Origin of the sequence: Pseudomonas sp. FW300-N2F2 (assembly GCF_017351655.1) — a bacterium.
Classification (GTDB): domain Bacteria; phylum Pseudomonadota; class Gammaproteobacteria; order Pseudomonadales; family Pseudomonadaceae; genus Aquipseudomonas; species Aquipseudomonas fluorescens_AA.
In genome coordinates this window covers 1,874,300-1,893,450 of sequence record NZ_JACNDQ010000001.1, presented here as the reverse complement: position 1 = coordinate 1,893,450, position 19,151 = coordinate 1,874,300, and the positions used below count along the sequence as shown (strand labels likewise).

13 protein-coding genes and 2 riboswitches are annotated in these 19,151 nt (G+C 63.7%); of the genes, 8 read left to right on the top strand and 5 right to left on the bottom strand.

Going from position 1 to position 19,151, the window contains the following annotated elements; translation table 11 throughout:
• Window positions 1-5 precede the first annotated feature (5 nt).
• The 3 genes from J4E63_RS08555 to cobW form a co-directional block, all read right to left on the bottom strand.
• Window positions 6-1,007, bottom strand: a complete 1,002-nt coding sequence (locus J4E63_RS08555) for an ATP-binding protein (RefSeq protein WP_207281648.1) — start codon at window positions 1,005-1,007, stop codon at window positions 6-8.
• 159 nt (window positions 1,008-1,166) lie between these two features.
• Window positions 1,167-4,940, bottom strand: a complete 3,774-nt coding sequence (cobN, locus tag J4E63_RS08550; RefSeq protein ID WP_207281647.1) for a cobaltochelatase subunit CobN — start codon at window positions 4,938-4,940, stop codon at window positions 1,167-1,169.
• 3 nt (window positions 4,941-4,943) lie between these two features.
• Window positions 4,944-6,008, bottom strand: a complete 1,065-nt coding sequence (gene cobW / locus J4E63_RS08545) for a cobalamin biosynthesis protein CobW (protein ID WP_060738114.1) — start codon at window positions 6,006-6,008, stop codon at window positions 4,944-4,946.
• A gap of 97 nt (window positions 6,009-6,105) precedes the next feature.
• A riboswitch (cobalamin riboswitch) is annotated at window positions 6,106-6,321 on the bottom strand.
• A gap of 178 nt (window positions 6,322-6,499) precedes the next feature.
• Window positions 6,500-6,735, top strand: a riboswitch (cobalamin riboswitch).
• Between the two features lie 99 nt (window positions 6,736-6,834).
• Here cobW and J4E63_RS08540 point away from each other — a divergent pair.
• The 4 genes from J4E63_RS08540 (at window position 6,835) to cobM (ending at window position 8,955) form a co-directional block, all read left to right on the top strand.
• The gene (locus J4E63_RS08540) at window positions 6,835-7,023 is read left to right on the top strand and encodes a CbtB-domain containing protein (RefSeq protein ID WP_014338677.1); all 189 of its coding nucleotides are present in this window, start codon (window positions 6,835-6,837) and stop codon (window positions 7,021-7,023) included.
• Between the two features lie 11 nt (window positions 7,024-7,034).
• Window positions 7,035-7,730, top strand: coding sequence for a CbtA family protein (locus J4E63_RS08535; RefSeq protein ID WP_060738115.1), 696 nt, complete (start codon window positions 7,035-7,037; stop codon window positions 7,728-7,730).
• Window positions 7,727-8,131 (top strand): cobalamin biosynthesis protein, encoded by a 405-nt coding sequence (locus J4E63_RS08530; protein WP_192263223.1) that lies wholly within the window; start codon window positions 7,727-7,729, stop codon window positions 8,129-8,131. Before J4E63_RS08535 ends, J4E63_RS08530 begins: the two co-directional genes overlap by 4 nt.
• 77 nt (window positions 8,132-8,208) lie before the next feature.
• Window positions 8,209-8,955: a precorrin-4 C(11)-methyltransferase gene (gene cobM / locus J4E63_RS08525; protein ID WP_092327494.1), complete on the top strand. Its 747-nt coding sequence runs from the start codon at window positions 8,209-8,211 to the stop codon at window positions 8,953-8,955.
• 191 nt (window positions 8,956-9,146) lie between these two features.
• Here the strand turns inward: cobM and nfuA are convergent, their stop codons facing one another.
• Window positions 9,147-9,731 (bottom strand): Fe-S biogenesis protein NfuA, encoded by a 585-nt coding sequence (nfuA, locus tag J4E63_RS08520; protein ID WP_003182850.1) that lies wholly within the window; start codon window positions 9,729-9,731, stop codon window positions 9,147-9,149.
• 115 nt (window positions 9,732-9,846) lie between these two features.
• Window positions 9,847-12,138 (bottom strand): fatty acid cis/trans isomerase, encoded by a 2,292-nt coding sequence (locus J4E63_RS08515; protein WP_207281646.1) that lies wholly within the window; start codon window positions 12,136-12,138, stop codon window positions 9,847-9,849.
• Window positions 12,139-12,294: 156 nt separating this feature from the next.
• On the opposite strand from J4E63_RS08515, the gene metH reads away from it, so the two are divergent.
• The 4 genes from metH to J4E63_RS08495 all read left to right on the top strand — a co-directional run bounded on the left by metH (window position 12,295) and on the right by J4E63_RS08495 (window position 19,033).
• Window positions 12,295-16,005 carry a methionine synthase gene (metH, locus tag J4E63_RS08510; protein WP_207281645.1) on the top strand — a complete coding sequence of 1,237 codons (3,711 nt, stop codon included), beginning with the start codon at window positions 12,295-12,297 and terminating at the stop codon, window positions 16,003-16,005.
• Between the two features lie 126 nt (window positions 16,006-16,131).
• Entirely contained in the window at window positions 16,132-16,350 is a 219-nt protein-coding gene (locus J4E63_RS08505) for a DUF2970 domain-containing protein (RefSeq protein WP_003182858.1), read from the top strand.
• 546 nt (window positions 16,351-16,896) lie between these two features.
• Window positions 16,897-18,555, top strand: a complete 1,659-nt coding sequence (locus J4E63_RS08500; RefSeq protein WP_060738120.1) for a nitrite/sulfite reductase — start codon at window positions 16,897-16,899, stop codon at window positions 18,553-18,555.
• A complete protein-coding gene (locus J4E63_RS08495) occupies window positions 18,539-19,033 on the top strand; it encodes a DUF934 domain-containing protein (RefSeq protein WP_063322008.1) in 495 nt (164 codons plus the stop codon). Before J4E63_RS08500 ends, J4E63_RS08495 begins: the two co-directional genes overlap by 17 nt.
• Window positions 19,034-19,151: the final 118 nt, after the last annotated feature.

Here is a 19,151-nt window from a genome sequence, read left to right as displayed (position 1 = left end):
AATGCCTAGGGCTTTTTTGGCCAGCTCGGCACATCGCGTCGGGCCCCGGTTGGCAACGCCCGGGCAGGCAGGTCGCCCCATTGGCCTTGGCCTTCGTTGGGCTTGGCCGTTTCATTCGCAGCCGTTTGCGGCGTCTGGGACGACGCGGGGGCCGAATGCCCGCGCCGCCGATGCCGCAAGGCAAATTCGGCGACCGCATCAATGTCCTCATCGGCAATCGCAGCAGCGCCGCGCCAGGCCGCATGGGCCCGGGCCGCCCGCAGCCAGACCAGGTCGGCGCGCAAGCCATCGACCCCGGCGGCAAAACAGCGCTCGGTGATCTGCGCCAGCGTCGCATCATCCAAGGCGATCCCAGCCAAACGATCGCGCGCCCGCTGGCAACGTTCACGCAACTGCCGCTGAGCCATATCCCACTCCGTGCAGAACGCCAACGGATCGCTGTCGAAATCCAACCGCCGCCGGATGATCTGGCCGCGCTCGGCGGGTGCGGTGTGACCGTCGAGGGCGACGTTCAGGCCGAAACGGTCGAGCAACTGCGGGCGCAGCTCGCCCTCTTCCGGGTTCATGGTGCCGATCAGCACAAAGCGCGCCGAATGCCGATGGGAAATGCCGTCGCGCTCGATCAGGTTGGTGCCACTGGCGGCCACATCGAGCAGCAGGTCCACCAGGTGATCGGGCAGCAGGTTCACTTCATCGACATACAGCACGCCACCATCGGCTTTGGCCAGCACGCCGGGAGAAAATTGCGCGCGCCCCTCTCCCAGGGCCACATCCAGATCGAGGGTGCCCACCAGCCGCTCCTCGGTGGCACCGAGGGGCAAGGTGACGAACTGACCGCTGGCCAGCAGGTCCGCCAGGCCCCGGGCCAAGGTGGACTTGGCCATGCCCCGTGGGCCTTCGATCAGCACACCGCCGATTTTCGGGTCGATCGCGGCCAGGCACAGGGCCAGTTTCAGGTCATCGGCACCGACCACGGCGGAGAGTGGGAAATGGGGGGTATGGGTCATGCTGAAGGCCTCATGGATGTGCGGGGTTCCCCTGTGGCGAGGGAGCTTGCTCCCGCTGGGGCGCGCAGCGGCCCCCAGAACCTGAGGTCCCAGTGCCCTTCCAGAACGACGACTGCTGCGCAGCCGAGCGGGAGCAAGTGCGCGTCTGTTGTGCTCATTTCAGCCATCCTCCTCGATGTCCAACAACAAATTCTCCAACGCCTCGCGATACTCGCCCGGGTCCTGCCACATCCCCCGCTGCTGCGCTTCGAGCATGCGCTCGGTCATGTCCCGCAGGGCGTCGGGGTTGTGCTGGCGGACGAAATCCCGGGTGTCCGGATCGAGCAGGTAGGCATCGGCCAGCAAAGCGTACTGGTGATCGTCGATCAGCTGCGTGGTGGCGTCGAAGGCGAACAGGTTGTCCACCGTCGCCGCCAGTTCGAACGCGCCTTTATAGCCGTGGCGCTTGACCCCGTCGATCCACTTCGGATTGGCCGCACGGGAACGGATGACGCGGTTGAGTTCTTCTTTCAGGGTACGGATCCTGGGCAGGTCCGGCTGGCTGTGATCGCCGTGATAGCTGGCCGCAGCTTCCCCGCTGAGGGTCTCCACCGCCGCCAGCATGCCGCCCTGGAACTGGTAGTAATCATTGGAATCGAGCAGGTCGTGCTCGCGGTTGTCCTGGTTCTGCAGCACCGCTTGCACCTGGCTCAGGCGTCGGGAGAACTGCTCCCGGGCGACGGTGCCTTCATCGCTGCCGCCGTAAGCGTAGCCACCCCAGTTCAGGTACACCTCGGCCAGGTCTTCGCGACTCTGCCACAGGCGACCGTCGACAGCGCCCTGCACACCCGCGCCATAGGCACCGGGCTTGGCGCCGAAGATCCGCCAACCAGCCTGGCGCGCCGCCGCTTCTGGCTCCAGGCCCGATGCCAACAGGGCTTCGCGTTCGCCGCGGACCTTGGCCGCCAAGGGGTTCAGGTCGTCCGGTTCGTCGAGGGCGGCGACGGCCTGCACCGCCGCATCGAACAGGCGGATCAGGTTGGCGAAGGCGTCCCGGAAGAATCCGGACACCCGCAGCGTGACATCGACCCGCGGCCGGTCCAGCAGGCTCAACGGCAGGATCTCGAAGTCATCGACTCGCTGGCTACCCGTGGCCCACACCGGACGCACGCCCATCAAGGCCATGGCCTGAGCAATATCATCGCCGCCGGTGCGCATGGTGGCGGTGCCCCACACCGACAGGCCGAGCTGGCGCAGGTGATCACCGTGGTCCTGCAAGTGCCGTTCAAGGATCAGGTTCGCCGACTGGAAACCGATGCGCCACGCCGTGGTGGTGGGCAGGTTGCGCACGTCCACCGAGAAGAAATTGCGCCCGGTGGGCAACACATCCAGGCGCCCGCGACTCGGCGCACCGCTGGGGCCGGCCGGCACGAAGCGCCCGCTCAAGGCATCGAGCAGGCCATGCATTTCCGCCGGACCGCAGGCGTCCAGGCGTGGCGCCACGACGGCTCGCAGGTTTTCAATGATGCCGCCCACCACCTCCCAACCCGGCGCGTCGAGCTGCTCAACCGCGCCGTCCAACGCCTGCTCGATCAACTGCGCGGCGAACAGCTCCAGGCGCTCGCGGGTATCGCCGGCGCTGCGCCAGGGCTCGGCGCTGATCCGGCGCAATGCCTCGGGACAGTCGCCCATCCAGGGTTCGGCCAGGGCGCAATCCAGCGGATCGAAGCCCAGCCCGAACGCCTTCGCCAGCGCCCGCAGCAGGCTCGACTGCGCACCCTTGCCGTCGCCCCGGGGAATGCGCAGCAACGCCAGCAGGGTGTCGATGCGCAGTCGTCCGCTGGGCGATTCGCCAAAAATGTGCAGGCCGTCGCGGATCTGCGACTCCTTCAAGTCGCACAGGTACGTGTCCAGGCGTGGCAGCCAGATCGCGGCGTCAGCATCGCTGTCGAGGCCGGCATCCAGTTGCAGCTCGCGGTCGATGTGGGTCTCGCGCACCAGGTTGAGGATGTCCCGTTGCAGTTCCCGGGCGCGGCGCGGATCGAGCAATTGCGCCTCGTAGTATTCGTCGGCCAGCAGCTCGAGGTTACGCAGCGGTCCGTAGGTTTCGGCCCGGGTCAGCGGCGGCATCAAGTGGTCGATGATCACCGCCTGGGTGCGACGCTTGGCCTGGGCGCCCTCGCCCGGGTCGTTGACGATGAACGGGTAGATGTTCGGCAATGGCCCCAACAGCACGTCCGGCCAGCAATTTTCCGAGAGCCCGACACCTTTGCCCGGCAGCCATTCGAGGTTGCCGTGCTTGCCGACGTGGATCACCCCGTGGACGCCGTAGGTGTGGCGCAACCAGAAATAAAACGCCAGGTAACCGTGGGGCGGCACCAGGTCCGGGTCGTGGTACACCGCACTCGGGTCGACCTGATAACCACGCGCCGGCTGGATGCCGACGAAGGTCAGGCCCAAGCGCAGGCCGGCGACCATCAGGCGGCCGTCGCGGCACATCGGGTCCTGCTCGGGCGAGCCCCAGCGCGCCAGCACCGCTTGGCGATTGGCCTCGGGCAGCGCGTCGAACAGGGCCAGGTAGGCATCCAGGGCCAGGCTCTGGTGACACGGACGCAGGTCGAGGCTGTCCAGGTCGTTACTGACCCCGCCTAGCAATTGCTGGATCAACGCAGTGCCGCTCGCCGGCAGTTCGGCCGGCAGTGGATAGCCCTCGGCCTGCATGGCCCGCAGGATATTCAAGGCCGCCGCTGGCGTATCCAGGCCGACGCCATTGCCGATGCGTCCGTCCCGGGTCGGGTAGTTGGCGAGGATCAGCGCCACACGCTTCTGCCCATTGGGCAGGCGCGCCAGGGTGGTCCAACGTTGGGCCAGCTCGGCGACAAAATCCATGCGTTCGGGTACGGCGCGGTAGCAGACCACGTCGCTCTGGCTGCGCTCACTGCGCCAGGCCAGGTCCTTGAAACTGATGGGGCGGCTGATGATCCGCCCGTCCAGCTCCGGCAAGGCAATGTGCATCGCCAGATCCCGTGGCCCCAGGCCCTGCTCGCTGGCGCGCCAGCCCGGTTCGTTGTCCTGGGCGCAAATGGCCTGGATCACCGGGATATTGCGGCGAAACGGTCGCAAGTGCGGGGCTTCGGGGCTGGATTGAGCGAAGCCGGTGGTATTGAGGATCACCCCCGCTTCCACTTCATCCAACCAGTCCTCCACCCGCGCCAGGCAACCGGGCTCCTTGAGGCTCGCCACGGCAATCGGCAACGGATTGAGCCCCGCCGCTTGCAGGCGCTGGCAAAACACGTCGATGAACGCGGTGTTCGCCGCTTGCAAGTGGGAACGATAAAACAGCACCGCCGCCACCGGTTGCCCGGCGTTCCACTCGGCTTGCCAATCGCCGAGGCTGGCGCTGGTTTTCTTCGGGTGATAGATCGCCGTGCGCGGCAGGGTCTGCGGCTCGGCCCACGGATAATCGCGGCCGAACCACTGACTGCCGAGGTTGTGAAACAGGTCCAGGGCATTGCCCAGGCCGCCCTGGCGCAAGAACTGCCAGAGCCGGTCGCGGTCCTCGACGGCCACGTTGCTCAGGTCACTGAGCTCCGGGTCCGGTCGATCATCCCCCGGCACCAGGATCAGCTTCACCCCGCGCCCGGCCAGGTCCATCAGGCGCTCGATGCCGTAGCGCCAATAGCCAATGCCGCCGTGCAGCGACAGCAGGATAACTTTGGCGTGGCGCAGCACGTCTTCGAAATACAGATCCACCGAGGCGTGGTTCTGCACCTGCATCGGGTTGGCGAGGCGAAACTCCGGATAATCGCCCGGCAATTGCTTCGCCGCTTCGGCCAGCAGCGCCAGGCTGGAGTCGCCGCTGCACAGGATCACCAGTTCGGCGGGGGTTTGCCCCAGGTCGGCAATGTTGTCATCCGACACGAAACCGCCGGGCTGGGTCCTGAGCAGGTGCATGGCTTAGGCGCTGAGGGCGGCGCGCAACTGCGCTTCAAGCAGCGCAGCGTCCAGCGCCTGGCCGATCAGCACCAGACGGGTGACCCGCGCTTCCTCGGCGCCCCACTGGCGGTCGAAATGTTTGTCGAAACGCGTGCCAACGCCCTGGATCAGCAGGCGCATCGGCTTGTTCGGGATCGCCGCGAAACCCTTGACCCGCAGTACGCCGTGCTGGACCACCAGTTGCGTCAGCGCGTCCAGCAACAGGCTTTCGTCGGCCTGGGGCAGCTCGATGGAGATGGAATCGAAGGCGTCATGATCGTGGTCGTCATCGTCGCCATCGTGGTGATGGTCGTGATGGCTGTGGCGGCCGTCGATGTGCTCTTCGGAACCGGCACCCAGGCCGATCAACACGTCCAGCGGCAGGCGACCGCTGCTGGCTTCGATGACCTTGACCGCCGGCGGCAGCTCTTCGGCGACTTCCAGGCGAACCTTGGCCAAGTCTTCAGGGCTGATCAGGTCAGCCTTGTTGAGGATCACCAGGTCAGCACTCGCCAGTTGGTCGGCGAACAGTTCGTGCAGCGGTGATTCGTGATCCAGGTTCGGGTCGAGTTTGCGCTGGGCATCGACCTGGTCGGGGAAGGCGGCGAAGGTGCCGGCGGCCACGGCTGGGCTGTCGACCACAGTGATCACCGCATCGACGGTGCAGGCGCTGCGGATTTCCGGCCATTGAAAGGCCTGGACCAACGGCTTGGGCAAGGCCAGGCCGGAGGTTTCGATCAGGATATGGTCGAGGTCGCCACGCCGGGCGACCAGTTCGCGCATCACCGGGAAGAATTCTTCCTGCACCGTGCAGCACAGGCAGCCGTTGGCCAGTTCGTAGACGCGGCCGTTGGCTTCTTCTTCGGTGCAACCGATGGCGCACTGCTTGAGGATCTCGCCGTCGATACCCAGCTCGCCAAACTCGTTGACGATCACGGCGATGCGCCGGCCTTGGGCGTTGTCGAGCATGTGCCGCAGCAAAGTGGTCTTACCCGAGCCGAGGAAGCCGGTGACGATGGTGACGGGGAGTTTGGCCAGTGTTTTCATCGGATGCCCTTTGGCAAGGTGGCGGGCAAACGGGACGACAACCGCGGGCACAGGTGTGCACGGAAGATTTCGCCACCGGATCACCCCGCCCGGTTGTAGTGAGAATCTGTCTCGAGGCAGGTCTCCTGGCTGACGGCGGGCCAGTCTTTCGACTGGCAATGGCTGCGCCTTCCCGTGCGCCTTTGGTAAAAGGGCATGCACAGTGGCCTTGCAGAAACCTCACCGTTCACAGTTGCGGGGGCAGCCGCGGCTTGGACCGCGTTCCCTTCTTAGCTTCGGCGCAGGCCGAAGAACCTCGAAGGCGCAAGGCTACGCAGGGTGTGGGGGCGGGTCAATCTCCGCAAGTGAGTTCTGCGGTGTCTTTGCCGCCGCCATCGCGAGCAAGCTCGCTCCCACATTGGATCCCGCAGCCCCCTGTGGGAGCGAGCTTGCTCGCGATGGGCTGCGCAGCGGCCCCCTGTGCATTGACGGCCCCGCCCCACCCATGCTCTCCTGTGCGCCTAGTTACGGGTGCCCTTCACAGGGTGAAACGGGAAACCGGTGAATCGTGTGCTTTACTCCAAAGCCACGTCAGTCCGGTGCTGCCCCCGCAACGGTAAGCGAGCGAAGCGTCTGAACCACTGTGTCTGCCCTGCTACAAGGGCGCATGGGAAGGTGATGCTTGCAGGCAAGGCCCAGCCCCTGCCCCTCGCGAGCCCGGAGACCGGCCCATGACTCATGCATCAACAAACCCGCGGTGGGCGGGCGCTGTTCGAACCTTGGCGATCTTTCGCCCGGGGTCTCATTGCGCTCGCATCCCCACGGAACAAAAACAGAGGGAAGCGCCATGTCGACCATCAGCAGCACCGCCCGCACCGCCAGCAGCACCACTACCCTGAGCCAACGCCTGAGCGCCGCGATCCTGGCTTCGATCCTGGGCGCGGGGCTGGTCTATTTCGCCGGTTTCTCCCACATCGAAGCGGTGCACAACGCCGCCCACGATACCCGCCACAGCGCCGCCTTCCCCTGCCACTGAGAACTGACGACATGATCAAGCGTATCGCGCAGACCGCCGGTTTCAGCGGCTTGCTGGCCGCCCTGCTGCTGACCCTGTTGCAGAGTTTCTGGGTATCGCCGCTGATTCTCCAGGCGGAAACCTTCGAGAAGGCCCCGGCGACCGAGGTCCATGAGCACACCGACGGTGTGGCCCACACCCATGATGCCGAGGCCTGGGAACCGGAAGATGGCTGGCAGCGCGTGCTGTCCACCACCGGCGGCAACCTGGTGGTCGCCGTGGGTTTTGCCCTGATGCTCGCGGGCCTGTACACCTTGCGCACACCGACTCGCACCTCCCAGGGTCTGCTCTGGGGCCTGGCCGGTTATGCCACTTTCGTCCTGGCACCCACCCTCGGCCTGCCCCCGGAATTGCCCGGCACCGCAGCGGCCGACCTGGCCCAGCGACAGATGTGGTGGATCGGCACCGCGGCGTCGACGGCGGTGGGCATTGCCCTGATCGCCTTCGGCCGGCATTGGCTGCTCAAGCTGCTGGGCGTGGCGACGTTGCTGGTGCCCCACGTTATCGGTGCGCCGCAGCCCGAAGTCCACTCGATGCTGGCGCCCGAAGCGCTGGAAAGCCAGTTCAAGATCGCCTCGCAGGTGACCAACGTCGCCTTCTGGCTGGCCCTGGGCCTGATCAGCGCCTGGCTGTTTCGCCGTGACGGTCAAGCCCACCACGACGCATGAGCACCGGGTCGATCCTGGTGATCGGCTTGGGCTGCCAGCGCGGATGCCCGGCCAGCACGCTGCGGGCCTTGCTCGAACAGACGTTGCTGGCCCACGGCATCGAACTTCACCAGGTACGGGCCCTGGCCAGTATCGACCTCAAGCGTGACGAGCCCGGGCTGCTGGAGCTGGCCGGGCAACTGGCCTTGCCGCTGACCTGCTTCAGTGCCGAACAGTTGGCCGGTTACGAGCGGCGGCTCAGTCATCGCTCCGAGATCGCCTTCGCGCAAACCGGTTGCTACGGCATCGCCGAAAGCGCCGCCCTGGCCTTGGCCGATCAATTGGGCACGACGCCCGCAACCCTGCTGATTCCCCGTCACACAGGCCCCATGAGCACGTTGGCATTGGCGGTCGTGGCATAAATCCCGATAATCGCCGCCCAGGATCATGAGCGATCTTCATCTGGGCGACGCTCACCCACCTTCCACAGGAGCCGGTCATGACCGTGTACTTCATCGGCGCCGGCCCCGGCGACCCGGACCTCATCACGGTCAAAGGCCAGCGACTGATCCGCCAGTGCGCGGTGATCATCTACGCCGGCTCGCTGGTGCCAACCGCCGTCCTCGAAGGCCATTGTGCCGAACAGGTGATCAACAGCGCCGAGCTGCATCTGGAACAGATCATCGAATTGATCAGCAGCGCCCATCTCAAGGGCCAGGACGTGGCCCGGGTGCACTCCGGCGACCCGAGCCTGTACGGCGCCATCGGCGAACAGATTCGTTGCCTGCGGGAACTGGACATCCCTTTCGAAATCATCCCGGGCGTGACCGCGACCTCAGCCTGCGCCGCCCTGCTGGGTGCCGAACTGACCTTGCCGGACATCTCCCAGAGCCTGATCCTCACCCGTTACGCCGATAAATCCCCGATGCCCGCTGGGGAAGAACTGGGCAACCTGGCACAGCACGGGGCGACCATGGCGATTCACCTGGGGGTCAATCACCTGGAAAAGATCGTCGACGAACTGCTGCCCCACTACGGCGCGGATTGCCCGATTGCGGTGATTCATCGAGCGACATGGCCGGATCAGGACTGGGTGATGGGGACGCTGGCAGATATTGCCGAGAAGGTACAGGCCAAGGGTTTCCGCCGAACGGCGCTGATCCTGGTGGGGCGTGTGCTGGGCAATGACGTGTTCAGCGAATCGTCGCTGTACCGCGCCGGACATGCGCATCTCTACCGGCCCTGACACAGCCCCGATCCCTGTGGGAGCGAGCTTGCTCGCGATAACGACGGCACATTCAACATCATCGCAGGCTGACTCACCGCTATCGCGAGCAAGCTCGCTCCCACAGGGGGGGTGGATACAGGCTGACGACTGAAACGATGGTGGCGAGAGAGCAAGCTCCCTCGCCACACACTCTCCGCAGCGAACACCTATCAGTAGTAGGCGTTTTCTTTCTGCGTATGGTCGGTCACGTCGCGCACGCCCTTGAGCTCTGGAATGCGCTCGAGCAAGGTGCGCTCGATGCCTTCCTTCAAGGTCACGTCAGCCTGGCCGCAGCCCTGGCAGCCTCCGCCGAACTGGAGCACGGCGATGCCGTCTTCCACCACGTCGATCAGCGAAACCTGGCCGCCGTGGCTGGCCAGCCCCGGGTTGATCTCGGTTTGCAGGTAGTAATTGATGCGCTCGTTGACCGGGCTGTCGGCATTGACCATCGGCACCTTGGCGTTCGGTGCCTTGATGGTCAGCTGGCCGCCCATGCGGTCGGTGGCGTAGTCGACTACCGCATCGTCCAGGAAAGCTTCGCTGAACGAGTCGATGTACGCGGTGAAGCTCTTGAGCCCCAACGCGGTGTCTTCGGGTTTTTCTTCTCCCGGCTTGCAGTAGGCAATGCACGTCTCTGCGTACTGGGTGCCGGGCTGGGTGATGAAGATGCGGATCCCGATCCCCGGGGTGTTCTGCTTGGACAGCAGGTCGGCCAGGTAATCGTGGGCGGCATCGGTAATGGTAATGGCGGTCATGGAAACTCCTCGCAGGCTTGACGGCAGTTTACGCCAATCATCGCGCCGGACAAAGTCCTAGTATTTTTGTCAGGAAAGCGTCCGACGGCACGGGGTTTGCCGCCGGACAGGCCGATCAGAGGTTCTGGTAGCGATTCATGTCCAGCACACCGCTTTCCACGGGCTCCGTTTCCTGGATGTACTGGCTCAGGTCATGGAAGTAATACCAGAACTGCGGGTGACTGCGGCGAATCCCCCAGCGCTCGACAATCCGCTCGAACGCCGGCTCATCCTGGGCACGTTCCATGGCCTCGACGAATGCCGGCACTTGCCCGGCCGGAATGTTGAACATGAAGTTCGGATAGCTGCTGAGCACCCCCGGGTAGACCGTCAGCGTGTCCAGCCCCGGCTGATAGCGCGTCTCCTCGCCCAGCAGGAACGCCACGTTGCTGTGGGCCCGGTTGCGCAGCAGGCTGTAGACCTCACGGTGGCCGCTGGCGGTTTCGATGCGCAACAGGGTCGCTTCCGGCAGTTGGTCGATCACCTTGAGCCCCGCCGCTGGGCGCGACACCAGCCGACTGAGGGCCTGCTCGGCGTTTTGCAGCGCCGGGTCGATGTTCGGGCGCGAACAGTAGGCACCGTCGCAGCGGTTGATCGGATCGGGATGCGCGTTCAGATCGCCATAACGGACCAGCAGTTGCTCGGCGAAATCACCCTTGGGGTCGCGTTCGTCAAGCTTGAGGGCGGTCGGCTTGTCATCGTCGATGGCCTCATAATCGAGCCACATCTTGAATTTGCCACCGGCCTGGTACCAGTCGTCGAGGTAGCCTTCCCGGGAGTCGGCCGGCATCAGGCGCAGGAAGTTCTGCTCCGCACCGTTGCGGATCAAATCGAAATACAACCGGGTCTGGGCCTGGTGGGAGACGTTGCCGAACACGTCGAAATTCACCGCCAACTGATAGTAGGTACGCTCCAGCAACGGGAAGTCGAACAGCCACATCGTCTGCGGCACCTCCCCGATCAGCCCCTTGGTGACCGAAGCGCTGTCGAAATGCCGGAAAATACTCAGCAGCGCGTTGTCGTTGCCGGCCCACAGCGTCGACCAGCTCGGTGCCGGCAGTTCGGCATAGTTGTCGCGGCGCAAGGCCTCGTACTCGTTGCGCTTGTCACGGTAATCGAGCCACAGGCTGAGGACGCTGCCCACGTCGTCGTTCTGCCCCGGCATCGCCAGCAGCGGTGTGGCCTGGCCGCGGTAGTTCGGGTCGGTGATGTACAGGTCGTGTTCGGGAGCCTGGAACAGCGCCCAGAAATTGTCGCGGATCACGTCCGTGGCGATCTGGCCCCGGCACACCGGCCCGCGTATGAACGTCCGCACGAAATACTCGGCGTTATCGAGCATGAATTGGTAGCGGGCCTGGGCCGGAATCGCTTCGAAGGTGGAAAACGGGTTGGCCCGGCGCTCCGGACCGTAGCCCGGCAACGCGCTGACCTGCCACTTGCCGCTGTAGAACAGGCTCTTGATCCGCGCCATCTTCGCCGCACTCAAGCCGTAGGTGATGTGGGTCTTGTGCACGATCACCCCTTGCACCGGCCAGAGCCGATAATAGACGCGGGTGCCAGGATCGTCGTTCGGACGGCGGGTGTTGATCAGGTCAATGGGCTGGCCGGTGGGCGTACGCGAACGCACCCATTGGAAGAAATGCCCCGCCTCGCCGTCCTTGAAATAGATATGCGCCAGGAACCAGTGTTCGAACAACCAGCGCCCCACCAGGCTTTCCCGGGCACCGGGGGCGTTGAGCAGGTTTTCCCACTGCACCACTTGCAAGGCTTCGGCGGCGCTCGGGGCCAAGGCCTGCTGGTCGATCGGGGCGCCGGCGGCCAGCCAGCGCTGCAGGGTCTGGTATTGCTGGTCGGTCAGGCCGGTGACCGCCAGCGGCATGCCTTCGCGGGGATGCGCAGCGGCGTATTCGTCGAACTGCCCCGGCACCGGGCAGGTGTTGTCACGGTTGAGCCCAAGCACGATGTCTTCCGGCAATTTGGCGTTGGGCTGCAATGGCGTACGGTGCCCCAGTTCCAGCATCCGCGCCATCAACGCCGCCTGGCTGCCCTGGGCATCGAGCACCGAATAGAAACCTTTGCGCTGCCAGGCCCGCTGGCCGGAGGCATCGTAGAACAGACGGGTCGGTTCGGCCGCCTGGCGTCGCTCGCCGTCATACACCGACAGCTTGCTCGCCCCCCGTGCCGCCCCTTCGCCGCTGCCCAGGTTCAATTGGCAGGCGGAGTCGTAGCAGGCATGACAGGCCACGCATTTTTCCGTGAAGATCGGCTGGATGTCGCGGGTGTAGGAGATCGCCGGAACGGGATCCCCGGCGGCTGCGCTAAAAGACAACGACAGCAGCAGACTGCCGAATAAGACGCGGTACGGCATGTCTCGGGTCCCTAAGAGATAGTCCGGCGATTCTACCGGGCCAACATCGCCTTGCAAACATGAGCGATATTCATGCAAAAGTCCCTCATGATCAAATCCTGCGCAGGTTTGCTATCATCCCGGCCTTCGTAATGGTCTTTTTTTCCAGGTAGTCCTATGTCCGATCGCAGCGCTCGCCTTTATCTTCTCCAGCAAGCCCTCAAGGAACGCATCCTGATCCTCGACGGCGGCATGGGCACGATGATCCAGAGCTACAAGCTGGAAGAACAGGACTACCGCGGCAAGCGTTTTGCCGACTGGCCGAGCGACGTCAAGGGCAACAACGATTTGCTGGTGCTCAGCCGTCCCGACGTGATCGGTGCCATTGAAAAAGCCTACCTGGATGCCGGCGCCGATATCCTGGAAACCAATACCTTCAACGCCACCCAGGTGTCCCAGGCCGACTACGGCATGCAGGGCCTGGCCTACGAACTGAACCTGGAAGGCGCACGCCTGGCCCGCCAGGTGGCTGACGCCAAGACCCTGGAAACCCCGGACAAGCCGCGCTTCGTCGCCGGTGTGCTCGGCCCGACCAGCCGCACCTGCTCGCTGTCGCCGGACGTGAACAACCCCGGCTATCGCAACGTGACCTTCGACGAACTGGTGGAGAACTACACCGAAGCCACCAAGGGCCTGATTGAAGGCGGCGCGGACCTGATCCTGATCGAGACCATCTTCGACACGCTGAACGCCAAGGCGGCGATCTTCGCCGTGCAAGGGGTCTACGAAGAACTGGGCGTCGAACTGCCGATCATGATCTCCGGCACCATCACCGACGCCTCCGGCCGTACCCTCTCCGGCCAGACCACCGAAGCCTTCTGGAACTCGGTGGCCCACGCCAAACCGATCTCCGTGGGCCTGAACTGCGCCCTCGGTGCCAGCGAACTGCGCCCGTACCTGGAAGAGCTGTCGAACAAGGCCAGCACCCACGTATCGGCCCACCCCAACGCCGGCCTGCCCAACGAGTTCGGCGAATACGACGAACTGCCGGCCGAGACAGCCAAGGTCATCGAAGAGTTCGCCCAGAGCGGCTTCCTGAACATTGTCGGCGGTTGCTGCGGCACCACCCCGGCGCACATCGAAGCCATCGCCAAGGCCGTGGCCGGCTACGCGCCGCGGCAGATTCCAGAGATCCCGCGGGCTTGCCGCCTGTCGGGCCTGGAACCGTTCACCATCGATCGCAGCTCCTTGTTCGTCAACGTCGGCGAGCGGACCAACATCACCGGCTCCGCCAAGTTCGCCCGGTTGATCCGCGAGGACAACTACACCGAAGCGTTGGAAGTGGCCCTGCAGCAGGTCGAGGCCGGCGCCCAGGTGATCGACATCAACATGGACGAGGGCATGCTCGATTCGAAGAAGGCCATGGTGACCTTCCTCAATCTGATTGCCGGCGAACCGGACATTTCCCGCGTGCCGATCATGATCGACTCCTCCAAGTGGGAAGTGATCGAAGCCGGCCTCAAGTGCATCCAGGGCAAGGGCATCGTCAACTCCATCAGCATGAAGGAAGGCGTCGAGCAGTTCATCCACCACGCCAAGCTGTGCAAGCGCTACGGTGCCGCCGTGGTGGTGATGGCGTTCGACGAAGCCGGCCAGGCCGACACCGAGGCGCGCAAGAAGGAAATCTGCAAGCGCTCCTACGACATCCTAGTCAATGAAGTCGGCTTCCCGCCGGAAGACATCATCTTCGACCCGAACATCTTCGCCGTCGCCACCGGTATCGAAGAGCACAACAACTATGCCGTGGACTTCATCAACGCCTGCGCCTACATCCGCGACGAACTGCCGTACGCGCTGACCTCGGGCGGCGTGTCCAACGTGTCGTTCTCGTTCCGTGGCAACAACCCGGTGCGCGAGGCGATCCACTCGGTGTTCCTGCTGTATGCGATCCGCGCGGGCCTGACCATGGGCATCGTCAACGCCGGCCAACTGGAGATCTACGACCAGATCCCGGCGGAACTGCGTGACGCCGTGGAAGACGTGATCCTCAACCGCACCCCCGAAGGCACCGACGCCCTGCTCGCCATCGCCGACAAGTACAAGGGCGACGGCAGCGTCAAGGAAGCGGAAACCGAGGAATGGCGCGGCTGGGAAGTGAACAAGCGCCTGGAGCATGCGCTGGTCAAGGGCATCACCACCCACATCGTCGAAGACACCGAAGAGTCGCGCCAGTCCTTCACCCGGCCAATCGAGGTCATTGAAGGCCCGCTGATGGCCGGCATGAACATCGTCGGCGACCTGTTTGGTGCCGGCAAAATGTTCCTGCCCCAAGTGGTCAAGTCCGCCCGTGTGATGAAGCAGGCCGTGGCCCACCTGATTCCGTTCATCGAGGCGGAAAAAGGCGACAAGCCGGAAGCCAAGGGCAAGATCCTGATGGCCACGGTCAAGGGCGATGTCCATGACATCGGCAAGAATATCGTCGGCGTGGTGCTCGGTTGCAACGGCTATGACATCGTCGACCTGGGCGTGATGGTGCCAGCGGAGAAGATCCTGCAGGTGGCCAAGGAGCAGAAATGCGACATCATCGGCCTGTCCGGCCTGATCACCCCGTCCCTGGATGAGATGGTGCATGTGGCGCGGGAGATGCAGCGCCAGGACTTCCATCTGCCGCTGATGATCGGTGGCGCCACCACCTCCAAGGCCCACACGGCGGTGAAGATCGAGCCCAAGTACAGCAACGACGCGGTGATCTACGTCACCGACGCCTCCCGCGCCGTGGGCGTGGCGACCCAGTTGCTGTCCAAGGAACTCAAGCCGGCGTTCGTCGAGAAAACCCGCCAGGACTACATCGAGGTACGCGAGCGCACGGCCAACCGCAGCGCCCGCACCGAGCGCCTGAGCTACCCCGCCGCCGTGGCCAAGAAGCCACAGTTCGACTGGAGCAGCTACCAGCCGGTCAAGCCGACCTTCACCGGCGCCAAGGTGCTGGACAACATCGACTTGAACGTCCTGGCCGAATACATCGACTGGACACCGTTCTTCATCTCCTGGGACCTGGCCGGCAAATACCCGCGCATCCTCACCGACGAAGTGGTCGGCGAAGCCGCCACCGCGCTGTACGCCGATGCCCGGGCGATGCTGCGCAAGCTGATCGACGAGAAACTCATCAGCGCCCGCGCCGTGTTCGGCTTCTGGCCGGCCAACCAGGTGCATGACGACGACCTGGAAGTCTACGGCGACGATGGCAAGCCACTGGCGCGCCTGCATCACTTGCGCCAGCAGATCATCAAGACCGACGGCAAGCCGAACTTTTCCCTGGCCGACTTCGTCGCGCCCAAGGACAGCGGCGTGACCGACTACGTCGGCGGTTTCATCACCACCGCCGGCATCGGTGCCGAAGAAGTCGCCAAGGCCTACCAGGAGGCCGGCGACGACTACAACTCGATCATGGTCAAGGCCCTGGCCGACCGCCTGGCCGAAGCCTGCGCCGAATGGCTGCACCAGCAGGTGCGCAAGGAGCATTGGGGTTATGCCCAGGACGAGAGCCTGGACAACGAGGCACTGATCAAGGAGCAGTACACCGGCATCCGCCCTGCCCCCGGCTACCCGGCCTGCCCGGATCACACCGAGAAGGCTACCTTGTTCCGCCTGCTCGATCCCGAGGCCAGCGAACTGAAAGCCGGCCGCAGTGGCGTGTTCCTCACCGAACACTACGCCATGTTCCCGGCGGCAGCGGTCAGCGGCTGGTATTTCGCCCATCCCCAGGCGCAATACTTCGCCGTGGGCAAGATCGACAAGGACCAGGTCCAGAGCTACACCGCGCGCAAGGGCCAGGATTTGAGCGTGACTGAGCGTTGGCTGGCGCCGAACCTGGGCTACGACAACTAAGCGCCCTCAAAAGATCGCAGGCTTCGCCAGTTCCTACAGGGTTTTGTGTGTTCCCGTAGGCGCTGGCGAAGCCTGCGATCTTTTTTTGTCTATGCTTGTCCCACACACATGGCAGACGAGGGATTTATGGACGATCCAGTCGACAACAAGCCGCCGACCCTGTGGCAGATGATGCACAGCGTGCTGGCCGCCGCTTTCGGCGTACAGAGTGGCAAGAACCGCGCCCGGGATTTCACCCACGGCAAGCCGAGTCACTTCGTGATATTGGGGATCGCGTTCACGGTGATCTTCGCCTTGACGCTGTTTGGCATCGTCAAGCTGGTGGTGCATCTGGCGGGGTTGTAACACTCTCGAACACAACACATGCCCCTGTGGGAGCGAGCTTGCTCGCGATGGCGGTGTACCAGTCGACATCTAATCCGACTGAACCACCGCTATCGCGAGCAAGCTCGCTCCCACAGGTTTTTTATCGCCAGGGATAACCGTTTATTGGTGACTGACCCAGAACACTGCGGTGCCCACCACCAGGATAATCAGGAACAAAATGGCCCAGGCATCAACAGTACTGTCGCTTTTCCTTGCTTTGGTCGGATTGCTCATTGCATCGCCTCTTGTCGGTTTTGTAGGTGATTGCATAGGGACTCGACCACAGTTAAGACGATGATTGCCCATACGACAAATGTGGGTTAGGCAATAATCAATCTCATTAGTCGATTTGGTTCTTTACATATATTCAAACATCACTTTTGCGCATAACTCAAAACAGGTATCTTGCACCGGCTCCTCTAGGAGTGCGCGGCCGTGCGCGCAGAATTGCCGAGGCAGAACCCGATTCCAGCGAGCCAACATGCAGCTGTTTCTGATCGGCCCAAGCCTGAGACCGAGACTTATATGTACGTATATGACGAGTACGATCAGCGAATCATCGAGGACCGCGTCAAGCAGTTCCGTGATCAGACCCGACGCTATCTGGCAGGCGAGCTGAGCGAAGAAGAATTCCGCCCTCTGCGCTTGCAGAATGGCCTGTATATCCAGCGCTTCGCCCCGATGCTGCGCGTGGCTGTGCCTTATGGCCAGCTGACTTCGCGCCAGGTGCGCAAGCTGGCGCAAATTGCCCGGGACTATGACAAGGGCTATGCCCACATCAGTACCCGGCAGAACGTCCAGTACAACTGGCCGGCCCTGGAAGATGTGCCCGAAATCCTGGCCGAGCTGGCCACCGTGCAAATGCACGCGATCCAGACCAGCGGCAACTGCCTGCGCAACGTCACCACCGACCAGTTCGCCGGTGTCGCGGCCGACGAGTTGATCGACCCGCGGCCATGGTGCGAAATCGTTCGCCAGTGGACGACGTTCCACCCGGAATTCGCCTACCTGCCGCGCAAGTTCAAGATCGCCATCAACGGCTCGAGTTCGGACCGTGCGGCTATCGAAGTCCACGACATCGGCCTGGAGACGGTCTACAACGCAGCCGGCGAACTGGGCTTCCGTGTGCTCGTGGGCGGCGGCCTGGGGCGTACCCCGGTGGTCGGCGCGTTCATCAACGAGTTCCTGCCGTGGCAGGACCTGCTGAGCTACCTCGACGCCATCCTGCGGGTGTACAACCGCTACGGCCGTCGTGACAACAAGTACAAGGCGCGGATCAAGATCCTGGTCAAGGCCCTGACGCCTGAAGTGTTCGCCGAGAAGGTCGAAGCCGAGATGGCTCACCTGCGTGGCGGCCAGACCACCCTGACCGAAGCCGAAGTCCACCGTGTGGCCAAGCATTTCGTCGATCCAGACTACAAGGCCCTGAGCAATCAGGACGCCGAGCTGGCAGCCCTCGACAAGGAACACCCGGGCTTCGCCCGCTGGCGCACCCGCAACACCCTGGCCCACAAGAAGCCGGGTTATGTCGCGGTGACCCTGTCCCTGAAACCCACCGGCGTCGCACCGGGCGACATCACCGACAAGCAACTGGACGCCGTGGCCGACCTGGCCGAGCGCTACAGCTTCGGCCAGCTGCGCACCTCCCACGAGCAGAACATCATCCTGGCGGACGTTGAACAGAGCCAATTGTTCACCCTGTGGGGCGAGCTGCGCGAACAAGGTTTCGCCACCCCGAACATCGGCCTGCTGACCGACATGATCTGCTGCCCGGGCGGCGACTTCTGCTCCCTGGCCAACGCCAAGTCGATCCCTATCGCCGAATCGATCCAGCGTCGTTTCGATGACCTGGACTACCTGTTCGACATCGGCGAGCTGGACTTGAACATTTCCGGCTGCATGAACGCCTGTGGTCACCACCACGTCGGCCACATCGGCATCCTGGGCGTGGACAAGAAAGGCGAAGAGTTCTACCAGGTCTCCCTGGGCGGCAGCGGCAGCCGCGACGCCAGCCTGGGCAAGATCCTCGGCCCGTCGTTTGCCCAGGATGACATGCCTGACGTGATCGAGAAGCTGATCGACGTGTACATCGAACAACGTACTGCGGACGAGCGCTTCATCGACACTTACCAACGTATTGGCATCGACCTCTTCAAGGAACGCGTCTATGCAGCGAATCATTAAGAACAACGAGGTCATCGACGAAACCTGGCACCTGTTGCCCAAGGACGCGACCCTCGATGGCATCTCCAACTGCGACGACCTGATCGTGCCACTGGCCCTGTGGCGCGATCATGCCCATGCCCTCAAGGCCCGCGACGGCGGCCTGGGTGTGTGGCTGGACGCCGACGAGGAAGCGGAAGAAATCGGCGAAGACGCCAACCAGTTGCAGGTCATCGCCCTGAACTTCCCGGCCTTCACCGACGGGCGCAGCTACTCCAACGCCCGCCTGCTGCGTGACCGCTATGGTTTCAAGGGTGAATTGCGGGCGATTGGCGACGTGCTGCGCGACCAGCTGTTCTACATGCGCCGCTGCGGTTTCGACGCCTTTGCCTTGCGCGCCGACAAAGACCCCTTTGAGGCCCTCGAAAGCCTCAAGGACTTCTCAGTGACCTACCAGGCTGCCACTGACGAGCCGCTGCCACTGTTCCGTCGTCGCTGAAACAGCCCCATGAAAAAAGCCCTGATCCGGGTGTGCCGGTTCAGGGCTTTTTTATTTTCGGGGCCTTGAATCCACCTCACTCCCACAAAGGGGTAGCGGTGAACCCAAAGCTTCAGCC

What these genes read in the sequence shown, in the direction of transcription:
- cobW (WP_060738114.1), bottom strand. Translation starts at nt 6,008, where the DNA reads ATGAAAACACTGGCCAAACTCCCCGTCACCATCGTCACCGGCTTCCTC.
- J4E63_RS08535 (WP_060738115.1), top strand. Translation starts at nt 7,035, where the DNA reads ATGATCAAGCGTATCGCGCAGACCGCCGGTTTCAGCGGCTTGCTGGCC.
- cobN (WP_207281647.1), bottom strand. Translation starts at nt 4,940, where the DNA reads ATGCACCTGCTCAGGACCCAGCCCGGCGGTTTCGTGTCGGATGACAAC.
- nfuA (WP_003182850.1), bottom strand. Translation starts at nt 9,731, where the DNA reads ATGACCGCCATTACCATTACCGATGCCGCCCACGATTACCTGGCCGAC.
- J4E63_RS08495 (WP_063322008.1), top strand. Translation starts at nt 18,539, where the DNA reads ATGCAGCGAATCATTAAGAACAACGAGGTCATCGACGAAACCTGGCAC.
- J4E63_RS08515 (WP_207281646.1), bottom strand. Translation starts at nt 12,138, where the DNA reads ATGCCGTACCGCGTCTTATTCGGCAGTCTGCTGCTGTCGTTGTCTTTT.
- cobM (WP_092327494.1), top strand. Translation starts at nt 8,209, where the DNA reads ATGACCGTGTACTTCATCGGCGCCGGCCCCGGCGACCCGGACCTCATC.
- J4E63_RS08500 (WP_060738120.1), top strand. Translation starts at nt 16,897, where the DNA reads ATGTACGTATATGACGAGTACGATCAGCGAATCATCGAGGACCGCGTC.
- J4E63_RS08540 (WP_014338677.1), top strand. Translation starts at nt 6,835, where the DNA reads ATGTCGACCATCAGCAGCACCGCCCGCACCGCCAGCAGCACCACTACC.
- J4E63_RS08555 (WP_207281648.1), bottom strand. Translation starts at nt 1,007, where the DNA reads ATGACCCATACCCCCCATTTCCCACTCTCCGCCGTGGTCGGTGCCGAT.
- metH (WP_207281645.1), top strand. Translation starts at nt 12,295, where the DNA reads ATGTCCGATCGCAGCGCTCGCCTTTATCTTCTCCAGCAAGCCCTCAAG.
- J4E63_RS08505 (WP_003182858.1), top strand. Translation starts at nt 16,132, where the DNA reads ATGGACGATCCAGTCGACAACAAGCCGCCGACCCTGTGGCAGATGATG.
- J4E63_RS08530 (WP_192263223.1), top strand. Translation starts at nt 7,727, where the DNA reads ATGAGCACCGGGTCGATCCTGGTGATCGGCTTGGGCTGCCAGCGCGGA.